Origin of the sequence: Mucilaginibacter gossypii (assembly GCF_017569325.2) — a bacterium.
Taxonomy (GTDB): Bacteria; Bacteroidota; Bacteroidia; order Sphingobacteriales; family Sphingobacteriaceae; genus Mucilaginibacter; species Mucilaginibacter gossypii.
This window is the reverse complement of record NZ_CP071878.2, coordinates 6,529,884-6,553,824: the sequence shown is the minus strand read 5'-3', so window position 1 is coordinate 6,553,824 and position 23,941 is coordinate 6,529,884. Positions and strand designations below refer to the sequence as shown.

At 41.9% G+C, this 23,941-nt stretch carries 21 protein-coding genes; 15 read left to right on the top strand and 6 right to left on the bottom strand.

Features of this window, described 5'->3' with window-relative positions; all coding sequences use genetic code 11:
- The first annotated feature begins 87 nt into the window (after nt 1-87).
- On the top strand, nt 88-957 hold the full coding sequence (locus J3L18_RS28130) for a DOMON domain-containing protein (protein WP_129567976.1): 870 nt from the start codon (nt 88-90) through the stop codon (nt 955-957).
- An 84-nt stretch (nt 958-1,041) separates the two neighbouring features.
- Here J3L18_RS28130 and J3L18_RS28125 read toward each other — a convergent pair whose 3' ends face one another.
- The 3 genes from J3L18_RS28125 to dcd form a co-directional block, all read right to left on the bottom strand.
- Complete coding sequence (locus J3L18_RS28125; protein ID WP_129567975.1) at nt 1,042-3,882, bottom strand: hypothetical protein; 2,841 nt, start codon at nt 3,880-3,882, stop codon at nt 1,042-1,044.
- An 88-nt stretch (nt 3,883-3,970) separates the two neighbouring features.
- Nucleotides 3,971-6,688, bottom strand: a complete 2,718-nt coding sequence (locus J3L18_RS28120; protein WP_129567974.1) for a TonB-dependent receptor plug domain-containing protein — start codon at nt 6,686-6,688, stop codon at nt 3,971-3,973.
- 159 nt (nt 6,689-6,847) lie between these two features.
- Nucleotides 6,848-7,384: a dCTP deaminase gene (gene dcd, locus J3L18_RS28115; protein ID WP_090530796.1), complete on the bottom strand. Its 537-nt coding sequence runs from the start codon at nt 7,382-7,384 to the stop codon at nt 6,848-6,850.
- Between the two features lie 211 nt (nt 7,385-7,595).
- Between dcd and J3L18_RS28110 the strand changes: the two genes are divergently transcribed.
- Genes J3L18_RS28110 through J3L18_RS28090 form a run of 5 tightly spaced genes read left to right on the top strand, consistent with a single transcriptional unit; the run spans nt 7,596 to nt 10,630 of the window.
- Nucleotides 7,596-8,237: a 4'-phosphopantetheinyl transferase family protein gene (locus J3L18_RS28110; protein ID WP_090530799.1), complete on the top strand. Its 642-nt coding sequence runs from the start codon at nt 7,596-7,598 to the stop codon at nt 8,235-8,237.
- Nucleotides 8,234-8,989, top strand: coding sequence for a lipoyl(octanoyl) transferase LipB (gene lipB / locus J3L18_RS28105; RefSeq protein ID WP_129567973.1), 756 nt, complete (start codon nt 8,234-8,236; stop codon nt 8,987-8,989). The genes J3L18_RS28110 and lipB overlap by 4 nt, the downstream gene beginning before the upstream one ends.
- The gene (locus tag J3L18_RS28100) at nt 8,989-9,708 is read left to right on the top strand and encodes an SGNH/GDSL hydrolase family protein (protein WP_208102368.1); all 720 of its coding nucleotides are present in this window, start codon (nt 8,989-8,991) and stop codon (nt 9,706-9,708) included. The genes lipB and J3L18_RS28100 overlap by 1 nt, the downstream gene beginning before the upstream one ends.
- A 56-nt stretch (nt 9,709-9,764) precedes the next feature.
- A complete protein-coding gene (locus J3L18_RS28095) occupies nt 9,765-10,172 on the top strand; it encodes an Xre family toxin-antitoxin system antitoxin (RefSeq protein WP_129567972.1) in 408 nt (135 codons plus the stop codon).
- A complete protein-coding gene (locus J3L18_RS28090) occupies nt 10,169-10,630 on the top strand; it encodes an RES family NAD+ phosphorylase (RefSeq protein WP_129567971.1) in 462 nt (153 codons plus the stop codon). Before J3L18_RS28095 ends, J3L18_RS28090 begins: the two co-directional genes overlap by 4 nt.
- 4 nt (nt 10,631-10,634) lie before the next feature.
- On the opposite strand, the gene J3L18_RS28085 is transcribed toward J3L18_RS28090, so the two are convergent.
- A complete protein-coding gene (locus J3L18_RS28085; protein WP_129567970.1) occupies nt 10,635-12,062 on the bottom strand; it encodes an L-serine ammonia-lyase in 1,428 nt (475 codons plus the stop codon).
- Between the two features lie 129 nt (nt 12,063-12,191).
- On the opposite strand from J3L18_RS28085, the gene J3L18_RS28080 reads away from it, so the two are divergent.
- Both J3L18_RS28080 and J3L18_RS28075 read left to right on the top strand, forming a co-directional pair.
- Nucleotides 12,192-12,629: a DUF5684 domain-containing protein gene (locus J3L18_RS28080; RefSeq protein WP_129567969.1), complete on the top strand. Its 438-nt coding sequence runs from the start codon at nt 12,192-12,194 to the stop codon at nt 12,627-12,629.
- A 35-nt stretch (nt 12,630-12,664) separates the two neighbouring features.
- The gene (locus J3L18_RS28075) at nt 12,665-12,961 is read left to right on the top strand and encodes a DUF2752 domain-containing protein (RefSeq protein ID WP_223266082.1); all 297 of its coding nucleotides are present in this window, start codon (nt 12,665-12,667) and stop codon (nt 12,959-12,961) included.
- 11 nt (nt 12,962-12,972) lie between these two features.
- On the opposite strand, the gene J3L18_RS28070 is transcribed toward J3L18_RS28075, so the two are convergent.
- Nucleotides 12,973-13,731: an RDD family protein gene (locus J3L18_RS28070; protein WP_129567968.1), complete on the bottom strand. Its 759-nt coding sequence runs from the start codon at nt 13,729-13,731 to the stop codon at nt 12,973-12,975.
- 87 nt (nt 13,732-13,818) lie between these two features.
- Here J3L18_RS28070 and J3L18_RS28065 point away from each other — a divergent pair, with 87 nt between their 5' ends.
- The 7 genes from J3L18_RS28065 to J3L18_RS28035 all read left to right on the top strand — a co-directional run bounded on the left by J3L18_RS28065 (nt 13,819) and on the right by J3L18_RS28035 (nt 22,473).
- Entirely contained in the window at nt 13,819-14,793 is a 975-nt protein-coding gene (locus tag J3L18_RS28065; protein ID WP_129567967.1) for a stage II sporulation protein M, read from the top strand.
- Complete coding sequence (locus tag J3L18_RS28060) at nt 14,777-15,622, top strand: glycerophosphodiester phosphodiesterase family protein (protein ID WP_129567966.1); 846 nt, start codon at nt 14,777-14,779, stop codon at nt 15,620-15,622. The genes J3L18_RS28065 and J3L18_RS28060 overlap by 17 nt, the downstream gene beginning before the upstream one ends.
- Nucleotides 15,623-15,629: 7 nt before the next feature.
- The gene (locus J3L18_RS28055) at nt 15,630-16,403 is read left to right on the top strand and encodes a DUF4129 domain-containing protein (protein ID WP_189549052.1); all 774 of its coding nucleotides are present in this window, start codon (nt 15,630-15,632) and stop codon (nt 16,401-16,403) included.
- Nucleotides 16,400-17,575 carry a DUF4350 domain-containing protein gene (locus tag J3L18_RS28050; RefSeq protein WP_129567964.1) on the top strand — a complete coding sequence of 392 codons (1,176 nt, stop codon included), beginning with the start codon at nt 16,400-16,402 and terminating at the stop codon, nt 17,573-17,575. Before J3L18_RS28055 ends, J3L18_RS28050 begins: the two co-directional genes overlap by 4 nt.
- 3 nt (nt 17,576-17,578) lie before the next feature.
- Entirely contained in the window at nt 17,579-18,556 is a 978-nt protein-coding gene (locus tag J3L18_RS28045; RefSeq protein ID WP_112657134.1) for an AAA family ATPase, read from the top strand.
- Between the two features lie 9 nt (nt 18,557-18,565).
- Entirely contained in the window at nt 18,566-19,912 is a 1,347-nt protein-coding gene (locus J3L18_RS28040; RefSeq protein ID WP_129567963.1) for a DUF58 domain-containing protein, read from the top strand.
- A gap of 287 nt (nt 19,913-20,199) precedes the next feature.
- Nucleotides 20,200-22,473, top strand: coding sequence for a Tex family protein (locus J3L18_RS28035; protein WP_129567962.1), 2,274 nt, complete (start codon nt 20,200-20,202; stop codon nt 22,471-22,473).
- A gap of 196 nt (nt 22,474-22,669) precedes the next feature.
- Here the strand turns inward: J3L18_RS28035 and J3L18_RS28030 are convergent, their stop codons facing one another.
- On the bottom strand, nt 22,670-23,890 hold the full coding sequence (locus tag J3L18_RS28030; protein ID WP_129567961.1) for an IS4 family transposase: 1,221 nt from the start codon (nt 23,888-23,890) through the stop codon (nt 22,670-22,672).
- Between the last annotated feature and the right edge of the window lie 51 nt (nt 23,891-23,941).

Below are 23,941 nucleotides of genomic sequence, written 5' to 3'. Positions count from 1 at the left end.
ATTTACTCAAAAACAATAATAAAAAAGTTAAAATCGTGTTCCATGGTCTTAAAAATCATGTTACACAAAACCCCTAAAAAATTTCACATGAAAAAAGCATCCCCGGCTTTTGTTTTAGCATTAACTGCACAACTTTTGGCATCTCATCATTCATCGGCCCAAAGTACTCAAAACAGCTTACAGGGCCCGCCCGCTAATATTAACATTGATGGCGATCTGAAAGAATGGGGCGACAGCCTGCGTTATTACAACGAAGAGAAGAAGCTGAACTACGCGCTGGCCAATGATAAGGATTACCTGTATGCAGCTATCCGCATTAGCGACAGGCTTGATAAGATGAAAGTGTTAAATGCAGGGATTACACTGAGCATTGATCCTAAAGGGAAAAAGAAAGATAGTTTTATGCTTACTTTTCCGTTGGCAGCCCCGGATGAAAAGCCGGAGTTTGCCAAGCCAAAAGATGATAACGGCGAAATTACCCAGGCCGACCGTGACGAGCTGATGCGCGAGCGGATAACTAAGCTGCGATATATTAAAGTTATTGGGTTTAAGGATATTGATGGCGATATGATCACCACATCAAATACCTACGGCATTAAAACAGCCATAAATTACGATGCCAATGGCGATTTGGTTTATGAAGCGGCCATACCCTTAAGCTTTTTCCACGCCGGTAACGATGCTTTTAAAAATGAGTGGGCTTTTAATTTTAAGATCAACGGTTTCCAGCGCCCGGCAGGCACAGGTGGGGGCGAGCAAGACGGTGGCAGCTTTGGCGGCGGTGGTGGTCGCGGCGGACGAGGAGCAATGGGCGGAGGCGGCATGGGTGGCAGCCGTGGCGGAAGAGGAGGTCGCGGTGGCATGGGCGGCGGTATGGGCCGTGGTGCAGCGGGCGGCGCAGGCGAAATGTCAAAATCTATTGATTTTTGGGAGAAGTATTATTTGAGCAGTAAATAAGTTTGCTCGCCAAAAATAAAGTCCGAAAGAGATAAACATTAGCATTGCTTAAATCTTTCGGACTTTCTGACTGCGGACTTAATATCATTCCACCTTATACCTATAAACCTGCCTTCCTAAATTACCATCGGCATCAATGCCTTCAATAACAATACGGTAAGTGCCCTTTGTATCTGCATTAAAATATTCAAACGTTGCTTTGCCGTCCTTATCTGTAAAAAGACCAGGTTGCCAATATATAGCGTTTCTCAGATCTGTGCCTTCTGTTTCATTAGCTGTGTGCCGGTATTTGGGCGAATAAAATACGCGGGATTTTGAAAATCCTTTAAATGGATAAGTTATGAGGCCGGAGGGAGATTCGCTGGTTACAAAATTGTTATTCCCGCGTTTGGTGGTGATCACCAGGGCACCAGCCCCCACGCTTGAGCCGTAAATCGCTATGCTTGCGCCACTACGCAATACTTCAATACTATAAATATCATTGGCGTTAACGTTATTTAGGGCATAGCCGTTTAAGATATTCCCATCAACAATAACAGACATCTTTCCGCCGCCCCTCGTATTTCGTGGACTACCATCTTTATCATAATAAACACCAAAAACGCGCCCAATGAGGCAGTCAGACAAACGAATGCATCCACTACCAATTTTATCACCCATAATTACCTGGTCAGCATTGCCAGGTCCGTTCAGGTTCTTGGAATAGCTCATGTCCGGTTTTTTGTTGATTCTTTTAGCCGTGATATTTACCTGTTTAAGTACGGTGGTATCTGTACCTGCTTTGCGTTTGGTAGTTATTACAATGATGGGGGCGGATGCTCTGGGGTCAATGGGTGCGATTATATGAATGCTTTCAATCTCACTGGCTAATAAGCTGTTTAAGATATCAGGTGTGTAACTTATACCATCCACTAATATCCCCTTGGTGGTATCTTGAATAGCTTGAACAGGAGACGCTGCTGGTTTGCGGATGTAAGCCGATTTTTGGCCAAAGTAAAGTGGTTCAGTCCAAAACAATGCGTCTCCTAACGAACTGAAGTTTTTATTTCTTAACTTACTCATGTCAAGTTTTCTGTCCTGTATTGTGCCATATCTGTTTAATTCCGCCAAGCTTTTATTTTTTTCACCTTTTATTTTTACCTCCTTAAGCTGCACCCCGTTTTTAAGAGAATCTATCTGTCGTTTTTTCCTGATTTCGGTAGCATTCATTCGCAGAATTACGATTTGCTCCGGTGATAGATCAAGCAAATCGTTATTATCACCCGCGTGCTTAGACTTATTTATTACAGGATAGTCAGGCTGTTTTACATAAATGGATACGTTTTTCCCGTTGTTTTGCTTGCGTGCCCTGAGCACTATTTTTGAAGTGTCGGAAAGATCAAGGTTGCTGAATTTAAAATCACCGTTGGCATCTGTTACGGTATCAATAAATAAATTATCAGCAGTTGATGTGAGGCTTATTTTTCCATTAGATAAAAGCCCTCCTGATGATGATTTCAATGTTCCGGTTAATGTTAGTGCATCTTCGGGCTTATAAATAACAGCAGGCAGTTTCTCATCTAAAATATTTGGCCAATCAAACCTCCGGTACCCCTGGGTAAGCATTAGTATATCAAGATCGGCATTTTTTTTATCGTCGATGTTTGTGAAATAATAATTAGGCTTTTCAATAAAGCCCTTTATATCTGAAGTAAATAACAGATTGTTAATTATTGTAGGCTCTGCGTCTTCATTAAAGCTAACCCTGCTTTCATTAATTACCGCTACCGAAAATGAGCCTACAACAGCCTTGTTATCGATATCTACAGCTTTAATATCAATAGACATTTTTTGTCGGCCCCGGGCTTTGTCGCCGGCACCACTTATAGCCAGTTTGAGGTTGTCATTACCGCGGATAAAAACTACACGTTCATTTATTGGACTATGATCCGGCCCTAATAAAGTAAGTTGCAATATGCCGGATGGAAACCTATTCTTCTCTACTTTAATTAAAAACGATTGCTCTGATAATTTAAAGGCAGTAGTATAATAAACCTTGCCCGCTACCTGGCCAATCAAATAAAACGTCGAATCACGTTGTTGTGCAAATGTTGGCGCTCCCGGGGTGATCTTTATCCTGAGTGAGTCGGCCATGCTGTTATTGACAGTTAAAACAAGTCCATCATCTTTGGCCAAGGGGAGGTCAGTACTAAATTTGGTGCCGCTTTTATCAGTAATCTGTACTTTATAGTTTTTACCTTTTTGCGGTGTAAGTGCAAACACCCCCATCCCTAAATGCTGTGTGCTAAATTCAGTTACAACGGTTCCCGTATTATCTGTTATGATACCACTTACATCTTCGCCAAGGCCAGCGGCATTTAACACCTTTATGGCTACTTTTGAACGAAGGCCATTAATGAGAAATCCGCCTTCCGGAAAGAATTGAACGTCGGGTTGCGATATTAAATGCTGCTGTGCGGCTTGCCCGGTCAAAATTTCGATCCCTCCAATTTGGAAAGATTGATCATAAAAATAGTCCGTACCTGCGTTTCGCATCCAGTTTGTATACGCCCTAACATGGTAAGTTCCGTCAATGATTGAATTGCCTAATGCGAATTCGCCCCGTGTTGTGCCCGAAGCCAGTTTGAATATTTTACGATTTATTACAGAATCTTTGGGGTTTATAAGCTCCACATACAAAACACTACTTAATGCAGATAGTTGATGTTGCGGGCCGATAACTGTATAGGCTTTAAACCCAATAGTATCACCCGGCAAATAATTAGGTTTATTCAAGTGTAAATAAACTTTTTCAGTTGCATAGGCTGACGACCACTTATTAAGCGAATTAACAGCCTTGTTTAAAAGCAGAGTATTAGTTTGTGCTGTACATGCAAGTCTGTATAATAAAAAAATAGCAAAAAGGGTTATGCGAAAAGGTTTCATAAGGTTTAAGTGTTATTATTCTAATATATTAGTTAATATTAGACTTACACAATATAAATAGATTAATTACACCCTCATTCTATTTTTATTATTCCACCTTATATCTATAAACCTGCCTTCCTAAATTACCATCGGCATCAATACCTTCAATTATTACACGATATGTACCTTTAGCATCGGCGTTAAAGAAGCTCATAGATGTATTGCCATCCTTATCAGTTAACAAGCCTGGCGCCCAGTAAATGGTGCTGCGGAGGTCCTGCATTTGGGCATTGGTTTTAGGATCATCATATTTAGGCGAATAAAATTCGCGCGCTTTATAATATCCCTTAGGAGCATAGGTGACAATACCCGGCGCGTATCTATTGTAAACACTTTCACCGCCGCGCTTGGTTGTAATAACCAAAAGGCCGCCAGCTCCCCTTGAGCCATAAATTGCAGTGTTGCCAATGCTTCGTAAAACTTCAATAGTGGCAATATCATTTACATTTAAGTTATCCAGGAAATCGCTTCCTACATAGGTTCCATCAAGTACAATTTGCATGGGAGTTCCCGGGCTGCGGGTTGAATAAGGCGTGCCGTTACGAAAAATCACACCGGTTAATCTGCCTTGTAAAATCTGGGATAGCATTCCACCACCGTACATCAGATTTTTGCTGGTAAGTGTTTGATCTGCATTGCCGGGTCCATTAAGGTTAGAAGAGTTTTTAAATGGGTTTTCCCGCTTTTCGCGGATCACTACTTCCTTTAATACGATAGTGTGGTTGCCAATACCGTATTTTACCTGCTCGTCATAAAGCTTTTTACTGTTCAACAGATAGGCCGATGCGCCATCGTTGATGTTGACCTGGATATCGGGTGCGTTTTTATTAGGCCCAACAGATTGCGGAGTTACATTATCAAGGGTGATGTCGAGATTTTTGCGGTCTTTAGCAGTGCGCGCCTGAATCACAAACTTGATACTATCCCTAAAAACAAGGTCTTTAAAAGTAAACTTACCTTCGGCATCAGCCACGGTATCCATAATAAAAGTTCCTCCCGATGTTGAAAAAAGGGTAACCTTGCCGTTAGGTACAGGCTTGCCACCAAAAGTTTTGAGATGCCCGGTTACTTCCAGCGATTTTTCGGGCTTGAAGACTATTGGGGTAAATTTATCAGCAAGCAGCTGTTTCCACTCAAAGCGATGGTAGCCCTGGGTAAGCATCAGTGCATCAAGGTTGTCCTTGGTTTCGTTACTTACATTAGTAAAGTAATAGTTCGGTTTTTCAATATATCCTTTCAGGTCGGAGGTGAGCAGCAGTGTTGAAAATATAGAACTTTCATTTGCTTCATCAGTAGTAACTTTTGATTCATCAATAACCGATGCCGAAAAACTACCCACAACGGGTTTATCCTCACTGTTTTTAGCGTTGAGATTAATAGTAACTTTTTCGCGGGGTTTATAGTTCTGTTTTTCGGAAGTAACGGCAAGCTTAAGCTGATCGGGGTTTTGAACAAAGATGAGGCGCTCATTCAGAGGTTCGCCGGTTGCCGAAAACAGGGTGAACTGTACAATGCCCGATGGAAATTTGTTTTTAGGGATGGCAGCCGAAAAGGAGGTTGCCCCATCCTTACTTTTGCCTGCATAACAAAGCTCGCCGCCAGATTGCGCTATCAGCGTTAAACCCGATAATGAGGCCGTGCCATTGCTGGTGCTTTTACCAGGGATTATAGATACAAACACCTTATCGTCGCGCATGCTGTTGACGCTTAATACATAGCCGTTATCAACGGCTTTGGGCAAATCGAAAACACCTTCAGAGCCATCGGCATAAGTAATGTGCGCTTTATAAGTTTTACCACTTTCAGGCTCAAAGGTAATAGTACCCATGCCAAAATGGCTATCGCCCAATGGCGCAACCTGGTTGTTTTGATCGTCGGCAATAAAGCCTTTAATATCAACCCCTAACCCGTCGACGCCAACAGCTTTAAAAGCTACTTTTTCAAAAACACCATTAATTAAATTTCCGCTCTCCGGGAAAAACTGAACATCGACCTTGTTTGATAGCGTTTTTATAAGTACGGCTTTGGCTATAGTATGCTTTTCATCCAATTTAACCTCGGTATTGATATGGCCGGATGTTATTGAAACTGCCTGACCGGTTGTGAAGCTGACTGTGAGGTTCCCTTTATCATCAGTTATACCTTTCCCCCGGGCGATTGATTTTCCGTTTATTTCAACTTCATAGCTTACTGGTTTATTAACGTAGGCTATACCGTTGAGATCTGTATAGGTAGTAATAGCAGTTACTTTTTGTTTGCCGTTTAAGGTGCTGTAGGCATAGGTTGTTTTAGTAAAAACCTTGTTACTGATTCCGTTTACCACGTTGATGGTTTTATTGAAGAAATAGGCCTCTCCTTCGTTTCGCATCCAGTTGGTATAAGCGCGGATGCGGTAATTTCCTTCAGTCATACTATCGGCCAAAGCAAAATCGCCCGCGGCCAGGCCGGCTGTTAAGGGAAGTTTAAGGCTGCGTTTTACCGAATCGTTATCATCAATAAGGTCAACATTCAGGGTTTCGCTATAAGCCGAAAGCTTATGCTCACTGCCTATAGTAACATAGGCTTTAAACCAGATATCCTCGCCAATGGCATAATAAGGCTTATCAAAGTGCAGGTAAACTTTTTCCTGCGGATGATCGGTGCGCCATTTATCAAGCTGGGCAATGATTTTTGTTACCAGTTCATCATCGGGTTTTATAAAAGCTAAGGTAGCACCGGCAATTAAGGTGATCAGGATTCCAACCGATAGGCGTTTTAGGTTCATAGAAAGATAATCTTGAACTACCAAGATACGCAAAAAAAGTACCAAGTCGTATTAAGTCTGAAGTTCGAAGTCTTTAGTCGAAAATCTGACTTTATTTTCTATACTGAATACTTAAGACTACCAACTTGAGACACTCAACTTAATACTTGTGGCTTAAACCTACCACTTATTCTTCCACATCATGCTTTCAACAGGGCGTGTAGTAGGATTATTGTATTTGGCGTTGGCTTTACTGTTGTACAGTGTTTCAATCTCGCCCTCAACTACAAAATAAATAAGCTGACCAATGGGCATGCCGGCGTAAATGCGCACCGGCTGGGCACATGAAATTTCAAGTGTCCAGGTATTGCAGAAACCAACATCACCTTTACCCGCTGTTGCGTGAATATCGATACCTAAACGCCCTGTGCTTGATTTGCCCTCTAAAAACGGAACATGCCGGTGTGTTTCGGTGTACTCCATTGTTACGCCCAGGTAAAGGGTATTTGGCTGAAGCACAAAGCCATCCTTCGGAATTTCAAAGCCATCTATCTCATTATGAACTTTGGCATCAAGCACCCGGCTACGGTAAGTAGCTAAATATTTGCCCAAATGAACGTCGTACGAGTTAGTGCCCAGGTATTCGCGGTTAAATGGTTCAATAATAATATGGCCTTGTTCAATTTCTTCGAGGATGCGCTTATCAGATAGTATCATACAGGCAGGTTATTGCTGGCGCTAAATTATGAAAATTAGCCTAATCGGCGCCGGCTTTTATAAACAATATTGGCCGGCAAAATGCGTTCAGATAGCGCAGAAACAACTCCTAAACCTGATATGGTTCAGCCGATTACGAATATGTAGCTGCGCTGATATTATTTAATTTTTTTTGACATATGTTTGCAACCTATTTTGCAATTTTACTTTTATGGCGATAGCATACAGGCAGCGTATTGATGATGACACCGAGTTTGCACTCTGGCGTATCGAGGAGGAGGCTACAGACCTGTACAGCCAGTTACAGCTTGATCAGCAGGAAAAAGATTTTGTAGAAAGCCTGAGCAATGGCAAGCGCCACCTGCACTGGCTGGGTACCCGCGTGCTGCTGCGTAAAATGCTCCGTACCGATGAGTATATTGACTGTAAAGTTGATGAGCATGGCAAGCCTTACCTGGTAAACCTCCCTTACCATATCTCCTTAAGCCATTCGTTTGATTATGCCGCTGTGATGATCAGCAAAACATATAAGGTTGGGATTGATATTGAGCAGATTAAGCAAAAAGTTGAGCGCATTGCCAACAAGTTTATGCGTAAGGAGGAGTTGAAATTCATAAATGGCCCGCAAAAAATTGAACAACTATATGTTTGCTGGTGCGCCAAGGAGGCTGTTTATAAATGTAACGGCCAAAAAGAGGTTTCATTTGCCGATAACATTTTTTTGGAGCCTTTCCAGTTTGAGCACCACGGTGTGGTGAATGCGCAATTGAATAAAAAAGATACCACCATTGATTATACCGTGGGCTATCTGCAATATGAAGATTATATGATAGGCTACGTAAAGGGCGAATGATGAAAAACAAGAAAGTATTTTTTCAGGATTGGGGCCTGGTTGATTACCAGCAGGCCTGGGATAAACAGGAAACCCTTTTTAGTGAAACGGTTAAAACTAAAATAGACAACCGTAATCGTGAAACGGCTTACGAAGCAGCTGCTAAAAACGCAGGGACTATAGCATACGATACTATCAAAGCCGACGAAACCTTTAATTACCTGGTTTTTTGCGAACATCCGCACGTGTATACCCTGGGTAAAAGCGGTAAGCCAGAACATTTATTATTAGATGAGGCAGGCTTGAAAGAAAAACAGGCTGTTTATTATCCCATAAACAGGGGCGGTGATATTACCTATCATGGGCCGGGGCAAATTGTTTCATACCCGATACTCGACCTTGATAATTTTTTTACTGATATACACCTGTACCTGCGTACGCTGGAAGAAGCAGTGATCCTTACCCTCGCCGATTTTGGCCTGCAGGCCGGTCGTTATGAAGGTTATACGGGCGTATGGTTTGATGCCGATAATGACAAAGCCCGTAAAATATGCGCCATGGGCGTACGCTGCAGTCGCTGGGTTACTATGCACGGCCTCGCGCTTAATGTAAATACCGATCTGAGCTATTTTAAAAACATAGTGCCCTGCGGTATTGACGATAAGGCTGTTACCTCCATGCAGCAGGAACTTGGGCATGAGGTTGACATTAACGAAGTAAAAAAAATCCTTAAACACCATATTTCCGTACTTTTTGGTATGGAGATATTATAATGAAGGGAATAATTTTAAGTTTACTCACTGCAGTTACATTATCGGCCTGTGCAGGCAAAAACACGCCGGCGCCGGTTAGTTATAATCCCCCGTCAAAACCAGTTACCGTGATAAAGGATACCCTAACATACCTTGCCCTCGGCGATTCATATACCATAGGCCAGTCTGTGCTCCCTGAACAGGCATTTCCTAATCAACTGGCTAACCAGTTACAAGGCCTCAAAGTAAATACGCCGGCTATCATAGCCCGCACCGGCTGGACAACCGATCAACTCATTGAAGCTATTGATCAAAGCAGCATCAAAAGCAATACTTATGATGTAGTCACGCTGCTGATAGGTGTAAATGATCAATATGATGGCTTAAGCCAGGAAAATTACCGCGTTAAGTTTGAGCAGGTTTTAAATACGGCCATTAAATTTGCTGACGGTATCAGCGAGCATGTATTTGTGCTGTCTATCCCCGACTATGGTGTTACACCTTTTGCTCAAGGGCAGGATGCCGTTATCGGCCCTGAGATCGATCAGTTCAACGATATTAACCGTAAAATAAGTGCTAATGCAAAGGTTAATTATGTTGAAATTACCGGCGTTTCTAAGTTGGCGGCGAATGATCTTACCTTACTGGCGACCGATGGTTTGCATCCATCCGGTAAAATGTATGGAATGTGGGTTGATAAACTGAAGGCGGCGGTAGGGGCTGTTTTTGCTAAAAAATAAGATTTGCTTTTCGACGACAATTGTCGTAAATTTATTGACAATTTACAGTGAATGTCATGAGTGCTCCAAAACCCTATAAATTTCTTGATGATGACGAGGTTAATTTAACCTTTATGGTAAGGGAAGGAATCTCATTCCCCTATCTTACCAAATTATCAAAACATATTCATTTTAATATTGATGACTGGGCTTCGTACCTTCATCTTTCCGAGCGTACAATTCAACGTTATAAAAAGGAAAACAAAACCTTTGATCCCATATATTCTGAAAAGATAATTATGATTGAATTACTCTATAAAAAGGGTATTGAGGTTTTTGGCGATGAAAATAAGTTTTACGCCTGGATGGATTATAAAAGCATTCCCCTGGGCGGAGTAAAGCCTAAAGAACTTTTGGATACAGCCTTTGGGATCAATATGATCCGCGATGAATTGGGGCGTATTGAACATGGCATACTTGCATGATCGTTTATCGCTTAAGTAAGCAGGCTTACATTCATGACTTGAGCGGCAGGGGGGCTGAACTAAACGGCGGTCGTTGGAACAGTAAAGGAACTGCTGTAGTTTATACCTCTTCGTCACGCGCATTGGCTGTACTCGAAGTTGCGGTACATACACCGCTTGGATTTATGCCTTCTGATTATTTTATGGCGACGATTGAGCTGCCTGATAATGCAGATGTTTTTAAGCCCGGCGTTGATCAGTTACCCGAAAAGTGGAATAGCAACCCCTTGATCAAAGCAACACAGCAATTTGGTGACGGCTTTGTAAAAGCCAACAAATATTTAGCGCTCCAGGTACCATCGGCCACTGTTGCGGGCGATTTTAACTACCTGATCAACCCTTTACACCCCGATTATAAAGCCGTAAAAATTATTAATACCGAATTTTTTGAATTTGATTCAAGACTGTTTAAGAAGTAAGTAATTAACACTCCGGCAAACTGATAGGGATGTTAATTGCCAATCCGCCATCACTTGTTTCTTTGTATTTCGAGTTCATGTCGAGCGCGGTTTGCCACATCGTTTTTACCACGGCATCAAGGCTTACCTTCGCTTTTTCAGGATTGCTTTGCAGCGCTAATTGTGATGCTGTTATTGCCTTAATGGCCCCCATGGTATTACGTTCAATGCAAGGGACCTGTACCAGCCCGCCGATAGGATCGCAGGTGAGACCGAGGTGATGTTCCATAGCTATTTCGGCAGCCATGAGTACCTGGCGTTGGGTACCGCCCATACATTCGGTCAAAGCAGCCGCGGCCATAGCCGATGATACGCCTATTTCGGCCTGGCAGCCGCCCATAGCTGCCGATATGGTAGCGCCTTTTTTAAATATGCTCCCGATCTCGCTGGCGGTAAATAAAAAGTTGATGATCTTTTGCTCGGTATTGCCATCGCAAAAAGCAATGTAATATTGGAGCACTGCAGGAATAACGCCTGCGGCGCCGTTTGTTGGCGCGGTTACCACACGGCCGAATGAAGCGTTCTCCTCATTAACGGCTAATGCAAAACAGCTTACCCAATCTAAAGTATTTTTAAAGCTGTCGCCTGTATTCCTGATAGCCGCAACCCATTCATCATAATTGCTGTATTTATTATTCCCGATGAGCCTTGCGTTTAATTTTGCGGCGCGCCTTGCCACATTTAACCCGCCAGGCAATTGGCCGGTAGTGTGACATCCCCGGTAAATACACTCTTTTAATGCCTTGAAGATATTCAACGCTCCGGTACGGGTTTCCTGTTCGCTGCGCCAGGCCAGCTCGTTTTCGGCCACCACTTCCGAAATCCGAAGACCTGTTTTGATACACCAGTGCAGCAGATCGGCTGCGGTATCAATAGGGAAGGGAAGGTCAACCTCCGCTTTTGATTGCCCTGAAGCACCTTCCTTCACCACAAAACCACCTCCTATCGAGTAGTATGTTTCAGAAATTGCCTTTCCGGTACTTAAAAATGCCTGGAAAGTTACCGCGTTTGGATGATAAGGTAAGCTTTCGTTAAAAAGGAACAGCAGGTCATCCTCAGCATAAAAACTCAATGGTAAAATACCACCAATGATCAGTTGATGCGACCTTTTGATCTGCTCAATTTTAGGTGTTACCTGGTCCACCTCGAAAGTAACGGGGTCATCGCCACTTAAACCTAATAATATAGCTATATCCGTACCGTGCCCATGACCTGTTTTGGCTAATGAGCCATATAATAAGATCTTAACCTGCTGCACCATCGGCAGTACCCCCTGTTGCTCAAGCGACTGCACAAACTGCTGGGCTGCACGCCAGGGGCCAAGCGTATGTGAGCTCGACGGGCCTATGCCTATCTTAAACATATCAAAAACCGAAATCTGTTCTCTTTGCATCAAGTCAAAATTAAGGATAAATTATAATTACAGGTTCCATAATAAATACGTTCTCTTTAATTTTTATTTAAAAAAATTTATATTTTGCAATAAGTTATATAAACGAAAACCTCAACTTAAACACTTAAAATGGAAAATTACCCTTCGCCCGGATTGGGCAGCATTCCCACTGTAGCCATCGTAATTTATTTGGCTATATTTATTTTAACAGCAGCAGCAGCCTGGAAAGTATTTGTGAAAGCCGGCAAACCCGGATGGGCCGTCCTGATACCCATTTATAACTACATTGTTCTTTGTGAAATAGTAGGTAAACCTATCTGGTGGTTCCTTTTAATGATTTGCCCTTGTATCAATTTTATATTTGTAATATGGGTGGCTAATTTGGTAAGTAAAAGTTTTGGCAAAAGCGAAGGTTTTACTGTTGGCCTTATATTGTTACACCCTATTTTTATTATGATTTTAGGTTTTGGAGATGCCGTATATTTAGGCCCATCAGCCAAAGAAGCCAATATGAACAATCGTTTTGGCTCCGGCGATTACCAAAAACCTTTTGATCCGCAAGCATAATTATTATGCATTGTTATAATTTATTTTGCAGCCATTTGATATTCATTCAATGGCTGCAAAATCATTTAATACCCTGTCCTTTTAAGAAATTCACCGGCTATGATTGTCCGGGTTGCGGCTTTCAGCGTTCTGTTATTGCCTTATTGAAAGGTCATATGCATGATAGCTTACAGTTATACCCTGCTACCATTCCCCTGCTCGTTACTTTTGTTTTTGTATTGCTTGATGGCCGGTTAAAATTTGATAAAAAGCACATCGCAAAAAAAACGCTTTACCTGATAACCGGGAACATCATACTGATCGCGTACTTATATAAATTATATAATCTTTAAAAAAGCCCGGTTTAAACGCCCATACGCGCAACCACGTGGCTGTAATCTTTAATTACAGTTAACAAAAAGTCATACTCATTCATTCCCTGCGGAATATCCGCATGAATATATTCCTTAACACGCACAGCCATGTCATATACTATTTGGCTGTTACCTGTACTTTTAAAATTACTTATTACTTCATGTATCAACGTAATGTCTGAATCTCTTAAATCAGCTACGTTACTAAATGTGGGTTCGTATTCATCATCCTGGTAAGCAAAAACCAGGTCGCCTAATTGGGCATTGGGTGTGGTTTTTATGACCGTTGTGCCGGCAACTATATCGCCAATGCGTTGTTTTTTTTCGGATACTGCTACAGATATCAGCGCCCCTATCCCAAAAGTAATCCCAAAGTCAACAAGCCTGAATACCCAGCGAAGCAAAAACTGCCCAAATGATGGCCGTGAACCATTGATGCTTACTACCTTGATTTTTACCGCGTATTTGCCAATAGTTTGGCCGTTAAAAAATACTTCGGCAACGAGATCGTAAAAAACAGCTGCAAGCGAATATATTATAGCTATTACTATTAATACTGCAGGAATGCTATCGCCTTTAAAGTTTTGTATTGTTGTTAAAAAAAAGAAGATAATTATAAAGTAACAAATATATCCTATTCCCATAAAAACGCCCATATCTACAATACGCGCCAAAACGCGTTCGCCTAAACCTGCTACTTCATAATCAATTTCAATATTTTGTGAAGTGTGTATCTTTACTGTTTGCATGCAATAAATATAATTAACAATTTAATTCTTTATATCTCAACATCAAATATTGTTATTATTTTAACAAAAAATTACTGAGCCTTTCACATGCGTGAGCCATTATTTATAAAACAGAACTCGGCCAAATGGAAAAGTTATGAAACTGAGCCTGCAAAAGACCCTGATGAACTTGCCGAGCGTTTCATAATCGTTACCGACGATCTCGCGTATTCAAAAACATTTTACCCAAAGTCAAAAACCACTTTGTATTTGAATGGGTTAGCAGCAGGCTTCCATCAATCTATTTATAAAAACAAGAAGGAAAAAGCTAACCGGTTTGTGTTTTTTTGGAAAACGGAATTACCGTTGCTATTTAAACAGTATCAAAGGCAAATATTGTATTCGTTTATTTTTTTCATAACCTTTTTTTTAATTGGCATTATATCAGCCAAATATGACCGCACCTTCATCAGGTTTGTTCTGTCGGATGATTATGTGAACATGACTAATGAAAACATCAGTAAGGGCGATCCATTTGGTGTTTTTAAAAGTCAGAATGAATTTGTGATGTTTTGGATGATTGCGAAGAATAACCTCACGGTAACCGCCATTACTTTTGTATTGGGTATTACCTTATCGGCCGGAACGGTGATCAATTTATTCCGTAACGGGCTCATGGTTGGCTGTTTTCAATATTTATTCATTAGCAAGGGTTTGGGTATACAGTCGGTTTTGGTGATTTGGATCCATGGTACGCTCGAGATATCAACTATTATTCTGGCCGGTGCAGCCGGGCTTATAATTGGCAATAGCCTGTTATTCCCTAAAACGTTTAGCCGTATGGTATCGTTAAAAAAAGGCGCACTTAACGGGCTTAAGATTATGCTTGGAATATCGCCAATTGTGGTGACTGCCGCTGTTTTTGAAAGCTTCATCACACGCCATACAGAAATGCCGGTATGGCTCAGCAGCTTGATTTTGGGAGGTTCTTTTTTATTTATAATTTGGTATGTTGTAATTTACCCTGCATACCTGTCACACCGTTTAAAAATTGTTGAAATCGCAAATGAAGGAGAATATTGAGTTAAGTAAAACACGTGAGTTTGGAGATATCATCAGCGATACTTTTGTTATTGTACGGCAAAATTTTAAACCGCTATTTAAATCATACCTTGTAATATGTGGTATGTTTTTGTTAACCAGCACTTTGTTAACCATACTATCTAATTTCCAGCATACACAGGAGGGCGAGTATTCGGCGTTTTCATTTTGGGGAATAGCAAAAATCCTTTTTGAGCAGGTTAACTATTCGGCTTTAGTGTTAACGGCGATAAGCTATCTGGCAGTATACCAGCAAAAGGAAAACCAGCCACCTACCACGCTTGAAGTTTGGGCTTATTTTAAATATTATTTTTTCAGGGTGCTGGGTACCCAGATTTTATTGAGTGTTGCCCTGGTTATCGCGTTTTTCTTTTGCTTTTTCCCTTTGGTGTACCTTGCTCCCATTTTTGGGTTAGTTACTCCAATAATGATCATAGAAAACGGTAGCGTCGAATTTGCGATTAGAAAATCATTTAAAATCATTAAAGAAAACTGGTGGTTTACATTCGGGGTTATATTACTGATGTCAATTATTGTTTTGGCAATGGTAATGGCATTGTTTATCCCGGCAATGATATTTTACGGTGGCAGCCAATGGCTAACAGGCACCTATTATAACACCACATATGCGGTAGTTGAGGCTATTATTGAGCATGTTTGCCAGTTTTTGTGGCTGCTGCCTGTTATATCAATTACATTGGTTTATTTTAGCTTAACTGAACATAAGGAAGCAAACAATCTTGTAAACAGGATCAAATCATTTGGTAAAAATGACCCCGCTACTGATCAGTTTTCAACAGAGCAATACTAACCGGCTTATGTTTAAACCATCAAACATCCTGCATCAAACAAATCTCGCGATGGGTGGGCATGTTGTACCTGCCGGTAAAGCATCTCCGTTACACGCCCATGCTTTTATTAAAGTTGATACTGTAGACGTTGCAGTGAAGCATTTTAATGAAGCGGCAATGGATAAGTATAAAAATGATAAAGACTTTAACTACCATGTTATAAAAGAAGGCCTAAGCTGGTGGGACCACTTTTGGAGCTGGGTGTGGCATTTGTGGGCAAGCTTTTGGAACTGGGTTGCCGAATTGTTTCAAAAGTTATTCGGGAGTGCCAATATGGGCAAAAGCTCTGCTAATGTTATAAAATATGTGATACTGGGTGTGGGTGCTTTTGCTATCATTTATTGTATAATAAAATTGTTAGGCATCAGTTTTCCCCATCTTTTTAAAAAGCAGGCTAAAAGCGCATCGGTTCCCTACTCAGAAGCTGTTGAAAACATTCATGAAATAAGCTTTGATGAAGCTATAGATGATGCTTTATCAAATAAGAATTACCGCCTTGCGGTAAGGCTGCTTTATTTACGCAGCCTTAAACAATTGAGTGATCTTAACCTGATAAACTGGAAAATTGAAAAAACCAATACTGCCTATATTAACGAATTAACTAATGCAGGCCAGCGCGAACAATTTACAGTTGTTACCAGGCAGTTTGAATATGTTTGGTATGGGGATTTCCCGATAGACGGACAATCATATCAACGGATAAATAACATTTTTCAGGAATTTAAACAGAGCCTGTCATGAAAAGTTTAAGGGTTTACCTTATTGCATTGGGCAGTTTAATGCTTATTTACCTGGTTGCGCAATATAACCGGCCAAAATCCATTAATTGGAACGAAACGCTGGATATAAATGACAAGATCCCTTTTGGTACCTATATTTTGTACAGCCAAATCAACGATATATTTCCTGCCGCAAATGTTACTACATACCGCGAGCCGCTTTATAATGTTATAAATGATCACGGAATAAAGCACGCAACCTATCTTATAATTTGCAGCTCGATAAACCTCAACGAATACGATTATATAAAGCTGAGGAAGTTTGTGAATGAAGGCAATGATGTTTTTATAGCCGCATCATACTTTGGTGAAGAACTGGGAAAGGACCTTAAAGTACAAACCCAGGTTGTATTTGAAAATAAAGATGCGCTCGGTATTCGCTTCTCAAATCCCAAAATAGATACTACGCAGCTTTACAGTGCAGAAAGGGGTATGAATACCGGGTACTTTAGCAAAATTGACACTGCCAAAGCTCTGGTACTCGGAAAAAACACAAAGCACAAAACCAATTTTTTAAAATATACCATTGGAAAAGGGCATATTTTTTTGAATGCTAATCCGCTTATGTTTACCAATTACAGTTTATTAACCAGCGGGGGCATGGATTATGCGGCAAAGGCACTATCTGTTGTGAAAAATGATGGTAATTTAATATGGGACCAGTATTATACCCTGGGCCGACCAGAAGACGAAACAACCATGCGTGTATTTTTACGAAACCCTTCTTTGCGGTGGGCATTTTATTTGTCCTTTTTCAGCATGGCACTTTTTATAGTATATGAAGCAAAACGCCGGCAGCGAATCATACCAGTAGTTGAACCGCTAAAAAATACTACTGTTGATTTTGTTACCGTTGTTGGGCAGGTATATTATGAGAAACGTGACAATGCCGATATTGCTCATAAAAAAGCCCTATACCTTTTAAGCTATATCAGGGATAAGTATTCGTTAAGAACCAATAACCTTGATGAGGAGTTTACTGATATGCTCGCCAAAAAAAGTGGCATTCCTCATTCGCTGGCTGCTAACCTGACTACGGCTTTGAATTTTATTACTACTCATGAAGACATTGCAGATCATGAGCTGATTAAACTGAACCAACTTATTGAACAATTTTATATCCAATCCAGGTAAAACATGGAAAACGAACTTTTTGAACAACGTACTGATCTGGGTAAGCTGCATACTGCTGTTGAACAAATCAAGGCTACACTTGCCCAAATTATAGTAGGCCAGCAAGAATCTATTGACCTATTGATAGCGGGGGTGCTGGCAGATGGTCATATCCTTATTGAAGGTGTGCCTGGTGTTGCCAAAACCCTTACCGCTAAACTTATCGCTAAAGCTATTGATGCCCGTTACTCACGGATCCAATTCACACCCGATCTGATGCCTTCGGACATTTTGGGAACTTCGGTCTTTAATCCTAAGACAACAGAATTTGAATTTAAGAAAGGACCTATATTCGGCAATATTATCCTTATTGACGAGATAAACCGGGCGCCCGCAAAAACGCAGTCGGCATTATTTGAGGTGATGGAAGAGCGCCAGCTCACTATTGATGGGCACAGCTATAAAATGGAAGAACCATTTACAGTGCTGGCTACCCAAAATCCTGTTGAGCAGGAAGGCACCTACCGTTTGCCTGAAGCGCAGCTGGATAGGTTTTTATTTAAGGTGGAGATCAAATATCCAACGCTTGAAGAAGAAATAGCCATTGTAACCCAGCAACATCAGCAAAAAACTACCGATCAGCTAAATCAGATCAGCGCGGTATTGTCTTCTGTGGATATTACCGAGGTAAGGCAGCAGGTACGTGCTTTACATGTTGAACCCAAACTGCTTGAGTTTGCAGCCAAAATAATTCATGAAAGCCGCAATAGTAAATCGGTACAGCTTGGCGGATCGCCCCGGGCTTCATTAGCTATTATAAACGCGGCTAAGGCACTTGCTGCAATTAAAGGGCGTGATTTTGTAACCCCCGAAGACATAATATATGTAGCTGCGCCTGTTTTAAGGCACCGCATCATGCTTACGCCCGATAAGGAGATGGAAGGTGTAAGCCCTGATGAAGTAATTGCACAAATAATACAGAAAATAGAAGTTCCCCGCTAATACCCTGCTGTGAAAAAGCTGATCGGATTGTTTTATAAGAACCTTTTTTTTAATAATAAGCTATTCGCCTGCCTTGCCGGCAGCGTAGTGCTGTTTATATTCGGTTTCTTTTTCCCCTGGCTTGGCATCATACCGAGGCTGGCGTTTTGGATAGTTGTGCTCCTGGTAATACTTGATCTGTTGATGCTTTACAGAACATCAAACGGCGTATTTGCAAAGCGGATAGCTCCTGAAAGGTTAAGCAATGGCGACGAAAACGAATTAGGTATTTATATAGAGAGCTTTTACCCTTTTAATATAAATATTGGCATCATTGACGAGATCCCTGAGCAATTTCAGAAGCGTGACGTTTGGTTTAAAACCATGATGAAACCCAGGGAACACAAGCAGATCCTTTACCTCTTAAGGCCTACCCGCCGCGGCGAATATGAGTTTGGTTTTATCAGGGTGTTTGTGAAATCACCGTTGGGGTTAATCTCGCGCAGATACAATTTTGAACAGACCGAAATATTACCGGTTTATCCCTCATTTTTACAAATGCGGAAGTATGAACTTATGGCTATTTCAAACCGCTTAACTGATATCGGCATAAAAAAGATCAGGCGGATTGGGCATAGCCTCGAATTTGAGCAGGTGAAAAACTATGTATCAGGTGATGACTATCGTACCATTAACTGGAAAGCTACCGCCCGGCACAGCAACCTGATGGTGAACTCATACGTTGATGAAAAATCGCAGCATGTATATTGTGTAATTGACAAGTCGCGCTCAATGAAAATGCCTTTTGAAGGCCTGAGCCTGCTTGATTATGCCATAAATGCCAGTCTTGTTTTATCAAACGTGGCGCTGTTAAAAGAAGATAAAGCAGGGTTGATCACGGTATCGGAAAAAGTTGGGACTGTTATACCTGCGGATAGCAAATACACTCAGCTTAATAAAATCCTGGAGGTTTTATATAAGGAAAAAACCCGTTACCTTGAAACCAACATGGAGGCGCTTTATACTACTGTACGCAGGGTAATAAAACAAAGAAGTCTCATTGTTTTCTTCGCTAATTATGAAAGCCTACCTGCATTACAAAGGCAGTTGCCTTTTTTACGACGGATAGCCAAGTTTCACCTGCTGTTGGTAGTCTTCTTTGAAAATACGGAATTAAAAACCCTGAGCGAACAGCCTGCCAAAGATGTTGAAGGCATCTACATAAAAACCATTGCCGAAAAGTTTGCTTACGATAAAAAATTGATGGTAAAAGAGCTGGCCAGCCACGGCATCCAGTCGATACTGACATCCCCCCAAAACCTTACCATAAACACAGTAAACCGCTACCTGGAAATAAAGGCGAAGCAAAAGATATAAATGACCATACATTTCCCGAATTGTCATTACGTAATTACCCATTGCGCTAATGTTACTTATCGGCATCATGCATTCTTTGCATTTTGAAACTTAAAGAAAAGATCAGCATTTTTAACATCGGGCGGTTTAGCGCGCCGCAGAGACAATTTTAAACCTGCCGGATAACAAAATGTACCCTATATTTACATTACCAACAACAGCCCAATCAAAAACTTTCAACTTTTTGTTAGCAATCTTTTTTTGAATTGTAAGCCTATTCCCTCAACTTCGCAGTCCGAATTTTGATTATGAGTATTCATTATAAAATAATAGCTGCAGAGCTTTCTGTAGCTGAGAAACAGGTTACCGCTACGGTAGGCTTGCTTGATGAAGGAGCTACCGTTCCATTTATTTCCCGTTACCGTAAAGAACTTACCGGCAGTTTGGATGAGGTACAGGTTGCCACTATTCGTGATCGTGTACAGCAATTGCGGGAACTGGATAAACGCCGTGAGGCTATCCTGAAATCGCTTACAGACATGGGCAAACTAACTCCCGAGCTGGAAAAACAGATCAACGAGGCCGAAACGATGGTTACTTTGGAGGACCTTTATCTTCCTTATCGCCCAAAACGCAAAACCCGTGCTACTACAGCCCGCGAAAAAGGCCTGCAGCCATTGGCCGATGTTTTATTGGAACAAAAAAATATCGACCCCGAACTGATAGCTGCCGAATATATCAGCGATGAAAAAGGCGTAGCCAGCGTTGAAGAAGCTTTAGCCGGCGCAAGGGATATCATTGCCGAAACCATAGCCGAAAATGCTGAAATACGTACCAAAATCCGAGAGCTGTTTGTTGAAAAAGGCACTTTTGCATCAAGAGTGGTTGAAGGCAAAGAAGAGGCAGGCATTAAGTACAAAGACTATTTTGAATGGACTGAGCCTGTTAAAACAGCGCCATCGCACCGCGTATTAGCCATGCGCCGCGGCGAAAAGGAAGAGATCCTATGGCTCGACCTGAAACCTGAAGAAGATGATGCACTGGAGATATTGGAAAATTCAGTTATCAAAGCAAACAACCCAGCTGCCGGACAAATCCGCCTGGCTATTACCGATGGCTACAAACGCCTGTTAAAACCATCGATGGAAACAGAGGTGCGCCTGCTTACCAAAAAGAAAGCCGATGAGGAAGCGATCCGCGTATTTGCAGAAAATGCCCGCCAGCTATTGCTGAGCGCACCGCTTGGTCAAAAACGCGTAATGGCGCTTGACCCAGGTTTCCGTACCGGTTGTAAACTGGTTTGTTTGGATGAGCAGGGCAAACTGCTTGAAAACACCACTGTTTATCCACACACCGGTGCAGGCCAGGCGCGTGAAGCCGAAAAAACGGTACAGCACCTGTTCCAGAAATACAATATCGAGGCTATTGCTATAGGTAACGGCACCGCTGGCCGCGAAACAGAAGTATTTGTTCGCAACCTGAATTTACCGGGCGTGACTATTGTAATGGTTAATGAAAGCGGTGCTTCTATCTATTCGGCATCTGAAGTGGCGAGGGAAGAATTTCCGGATTATGATGTAACCGTAAGAGGGGCCGTATCTATCGGTCGCCGTTTGATGGACCCATTGGCCGAGCTGGTAAAGATCGACCCAAAATCAATTGGTGTAGGCCAGTACCAGCACGATGTTGACCAAAACAAGCTGCAAACCTCATTAGATGACACGGTGATCAGCGCCGTGAACGCGGTGGGGGTTGAGTTAAACACTGCCTCAAAACAAATCCTGGCTTATGTATCAGGCCTTGGTCCGCAACTGGCACAGAACATTGTAGAATACCGCAACCAGAACGGCGCTTTTAAACGCCGCGAGCAACTGAAAAAAGTTCCGCGTTTGGGCGATAAGGCTTTTGAACAGGCAGCAGGGTTTCTCCGGATCCACAATGCCGAAAACCCGTTGGATACCAGTGCAGTTCACCCGGAGCGTTATGGCTTGCTTGAACAAATGGCTACTGATATGAAGTGTACGGTGAAAGACCTGATGAGCAATCCAACCCTGCGCAAAAGCATTCCGTTGCAAAAATATGTTTCCGAAACAGTTGGCCTGCCAACCCTGAATGATATCATGGCCGAACTTGCCAAACCGGGCCGCGACCCGCGCGAGCAGTTTGAAGCTTTCAGCTTTACAGAAGGTGTAAATGCTATCGGCGATCTGAAAGTGGGCATGAAGCTGCCGGGCATCGTCACCAACATTACAGCCTTTGGTGCTTTTGTTGATATCGGCGTTCACCAGGATGGCCTTGTTCACCTGAGCCAGATCACCAACCGGTACATTAAAGACCCTAACGAAGTACTGAAAGTACATCAAAAGGTTGAGGTAACTGTTACCGAGGTTGATGTGAACCGCAAGCGCATTGCCCTATCCATGAAAGAGAACGACAAAAGCGAACCGAACCAGCGCAGGAACGATGACCGCCGTCCGCAAGGCAATAACAACAAGCCCAACTTTAATAAAAGGGTTGAAAAAGAACCGGAAACCGATATGGCCTTGAAGCTGGCTGCGTTGAAGGGTAAGTTTAAGTTGTAATTAAAAAAACGGGATTGCTCACGTGCTTGTTTACAAAAGCCAGTCATGTTGAACTTGTTTCAACACCCCACTTGCTAAGCAAGCCTGCTAAGCAAATTTGCGACTCGTCCTGTGGGGTGCCGAAACAAGTTCACTGTTGTCCGGTAAAGTTTGTTATTGGTATAAAAAGACTGTATTAGGGTATAAACAGAAGGATTTAGGTTTTAAAACTGATGTCCAAGCCCCCCAATTTTAGCTGCCGGGTATTATTTGTTTGCATGACGGACAGTTTCTCTGGATCGTTCGGGAAGTTAAATAGGTGAATATAACTCATCAGATGGAGTCTTATAATTGAACTCAGATTAGAGAAAGACCATTGTCTTTTGAGTTGTACCTGGACAATTTTGATTAGAAGATCAGCAATAAAAGCGCACCATATCTGTATTTTGATTGCATTCTCATTATCCCCCAGGAAGTATTTAAGCGGGAAATTTTGCTTTACCCGCTTAAATAGTATTTCAATAAGCCATCGCTTCTTATAAAGATCGGCAATAGCTTCAGGGGGTAACGAGAAGTTATTGGTTAAAAACTCAAATGTCCTTTCGGTTTCTTTGTCAAAGAAAGTAACCAGGCGAGTCTCCAACTGGATACCCTCTTTTTGAGTACGTGTGCCCTGTAGGAGTAGTTTATCTTCGATGACACCGTGTACCTTACTTTGTTCGCTAAGCTCATTCAGCCTCATTGTTGAGTATTTGGCATCTTTTTTCTGCCTGGTGACAAAGAATACGCCTTCATTTGTCATTCTTTGATATTCAGAATAGTCTACGTAACCTTTATCGAAAACGATAAAGGACCCTGGTTCGAGTTTGATCTCTTTAAGGAAAGGCATATCGTTAGCACTGGCTGCCGTGAAGCTGATTTTCAGCGGTACATCATCTGCTGCCTTAATGAGCGTATGAACTTTGATCCCGCCTTTTCTCTTACCGTTGGCCTTTCCCGGGCTTGGTGCTTTCAATATTTGCTGAAATAAGGTAATTGTTGAAGAATCGGCAATGAATAGCTTAGGATCGATCTTTAATCGGCTGTCCGGTAAAAGTTGCTTGTGCCGCCTATACAGGTTATCATAAATACGGGCGAATACTTCAAAGCTACGCTGGGCATTAGCATCGCATAAGGTGCTTCTGGCCGGGCATTTACTTATACCGATATGATAAAGCTTATGCAGGCTTGCTTTCATGCCGCTGATCACCTCCCGGCTGCTGGTACATCTGTTAAAAACAAAGTAAAGCATCGTTACAAGGTGTGTGTAGGTATCAAAGTAACGGTAGTAGCGATCGTGATCCCCACGCCTCGCTAATGATCGAACATTATTACGATCTATTAAACCTAATAACTGATTCAGGACCGGCTGTCCGGTAAAAAAAGTACTTTTGCTCATGTTGTGTATTTAAGTGTGGTAACTCAAATATCAACACAAAGGGGTAGTCTT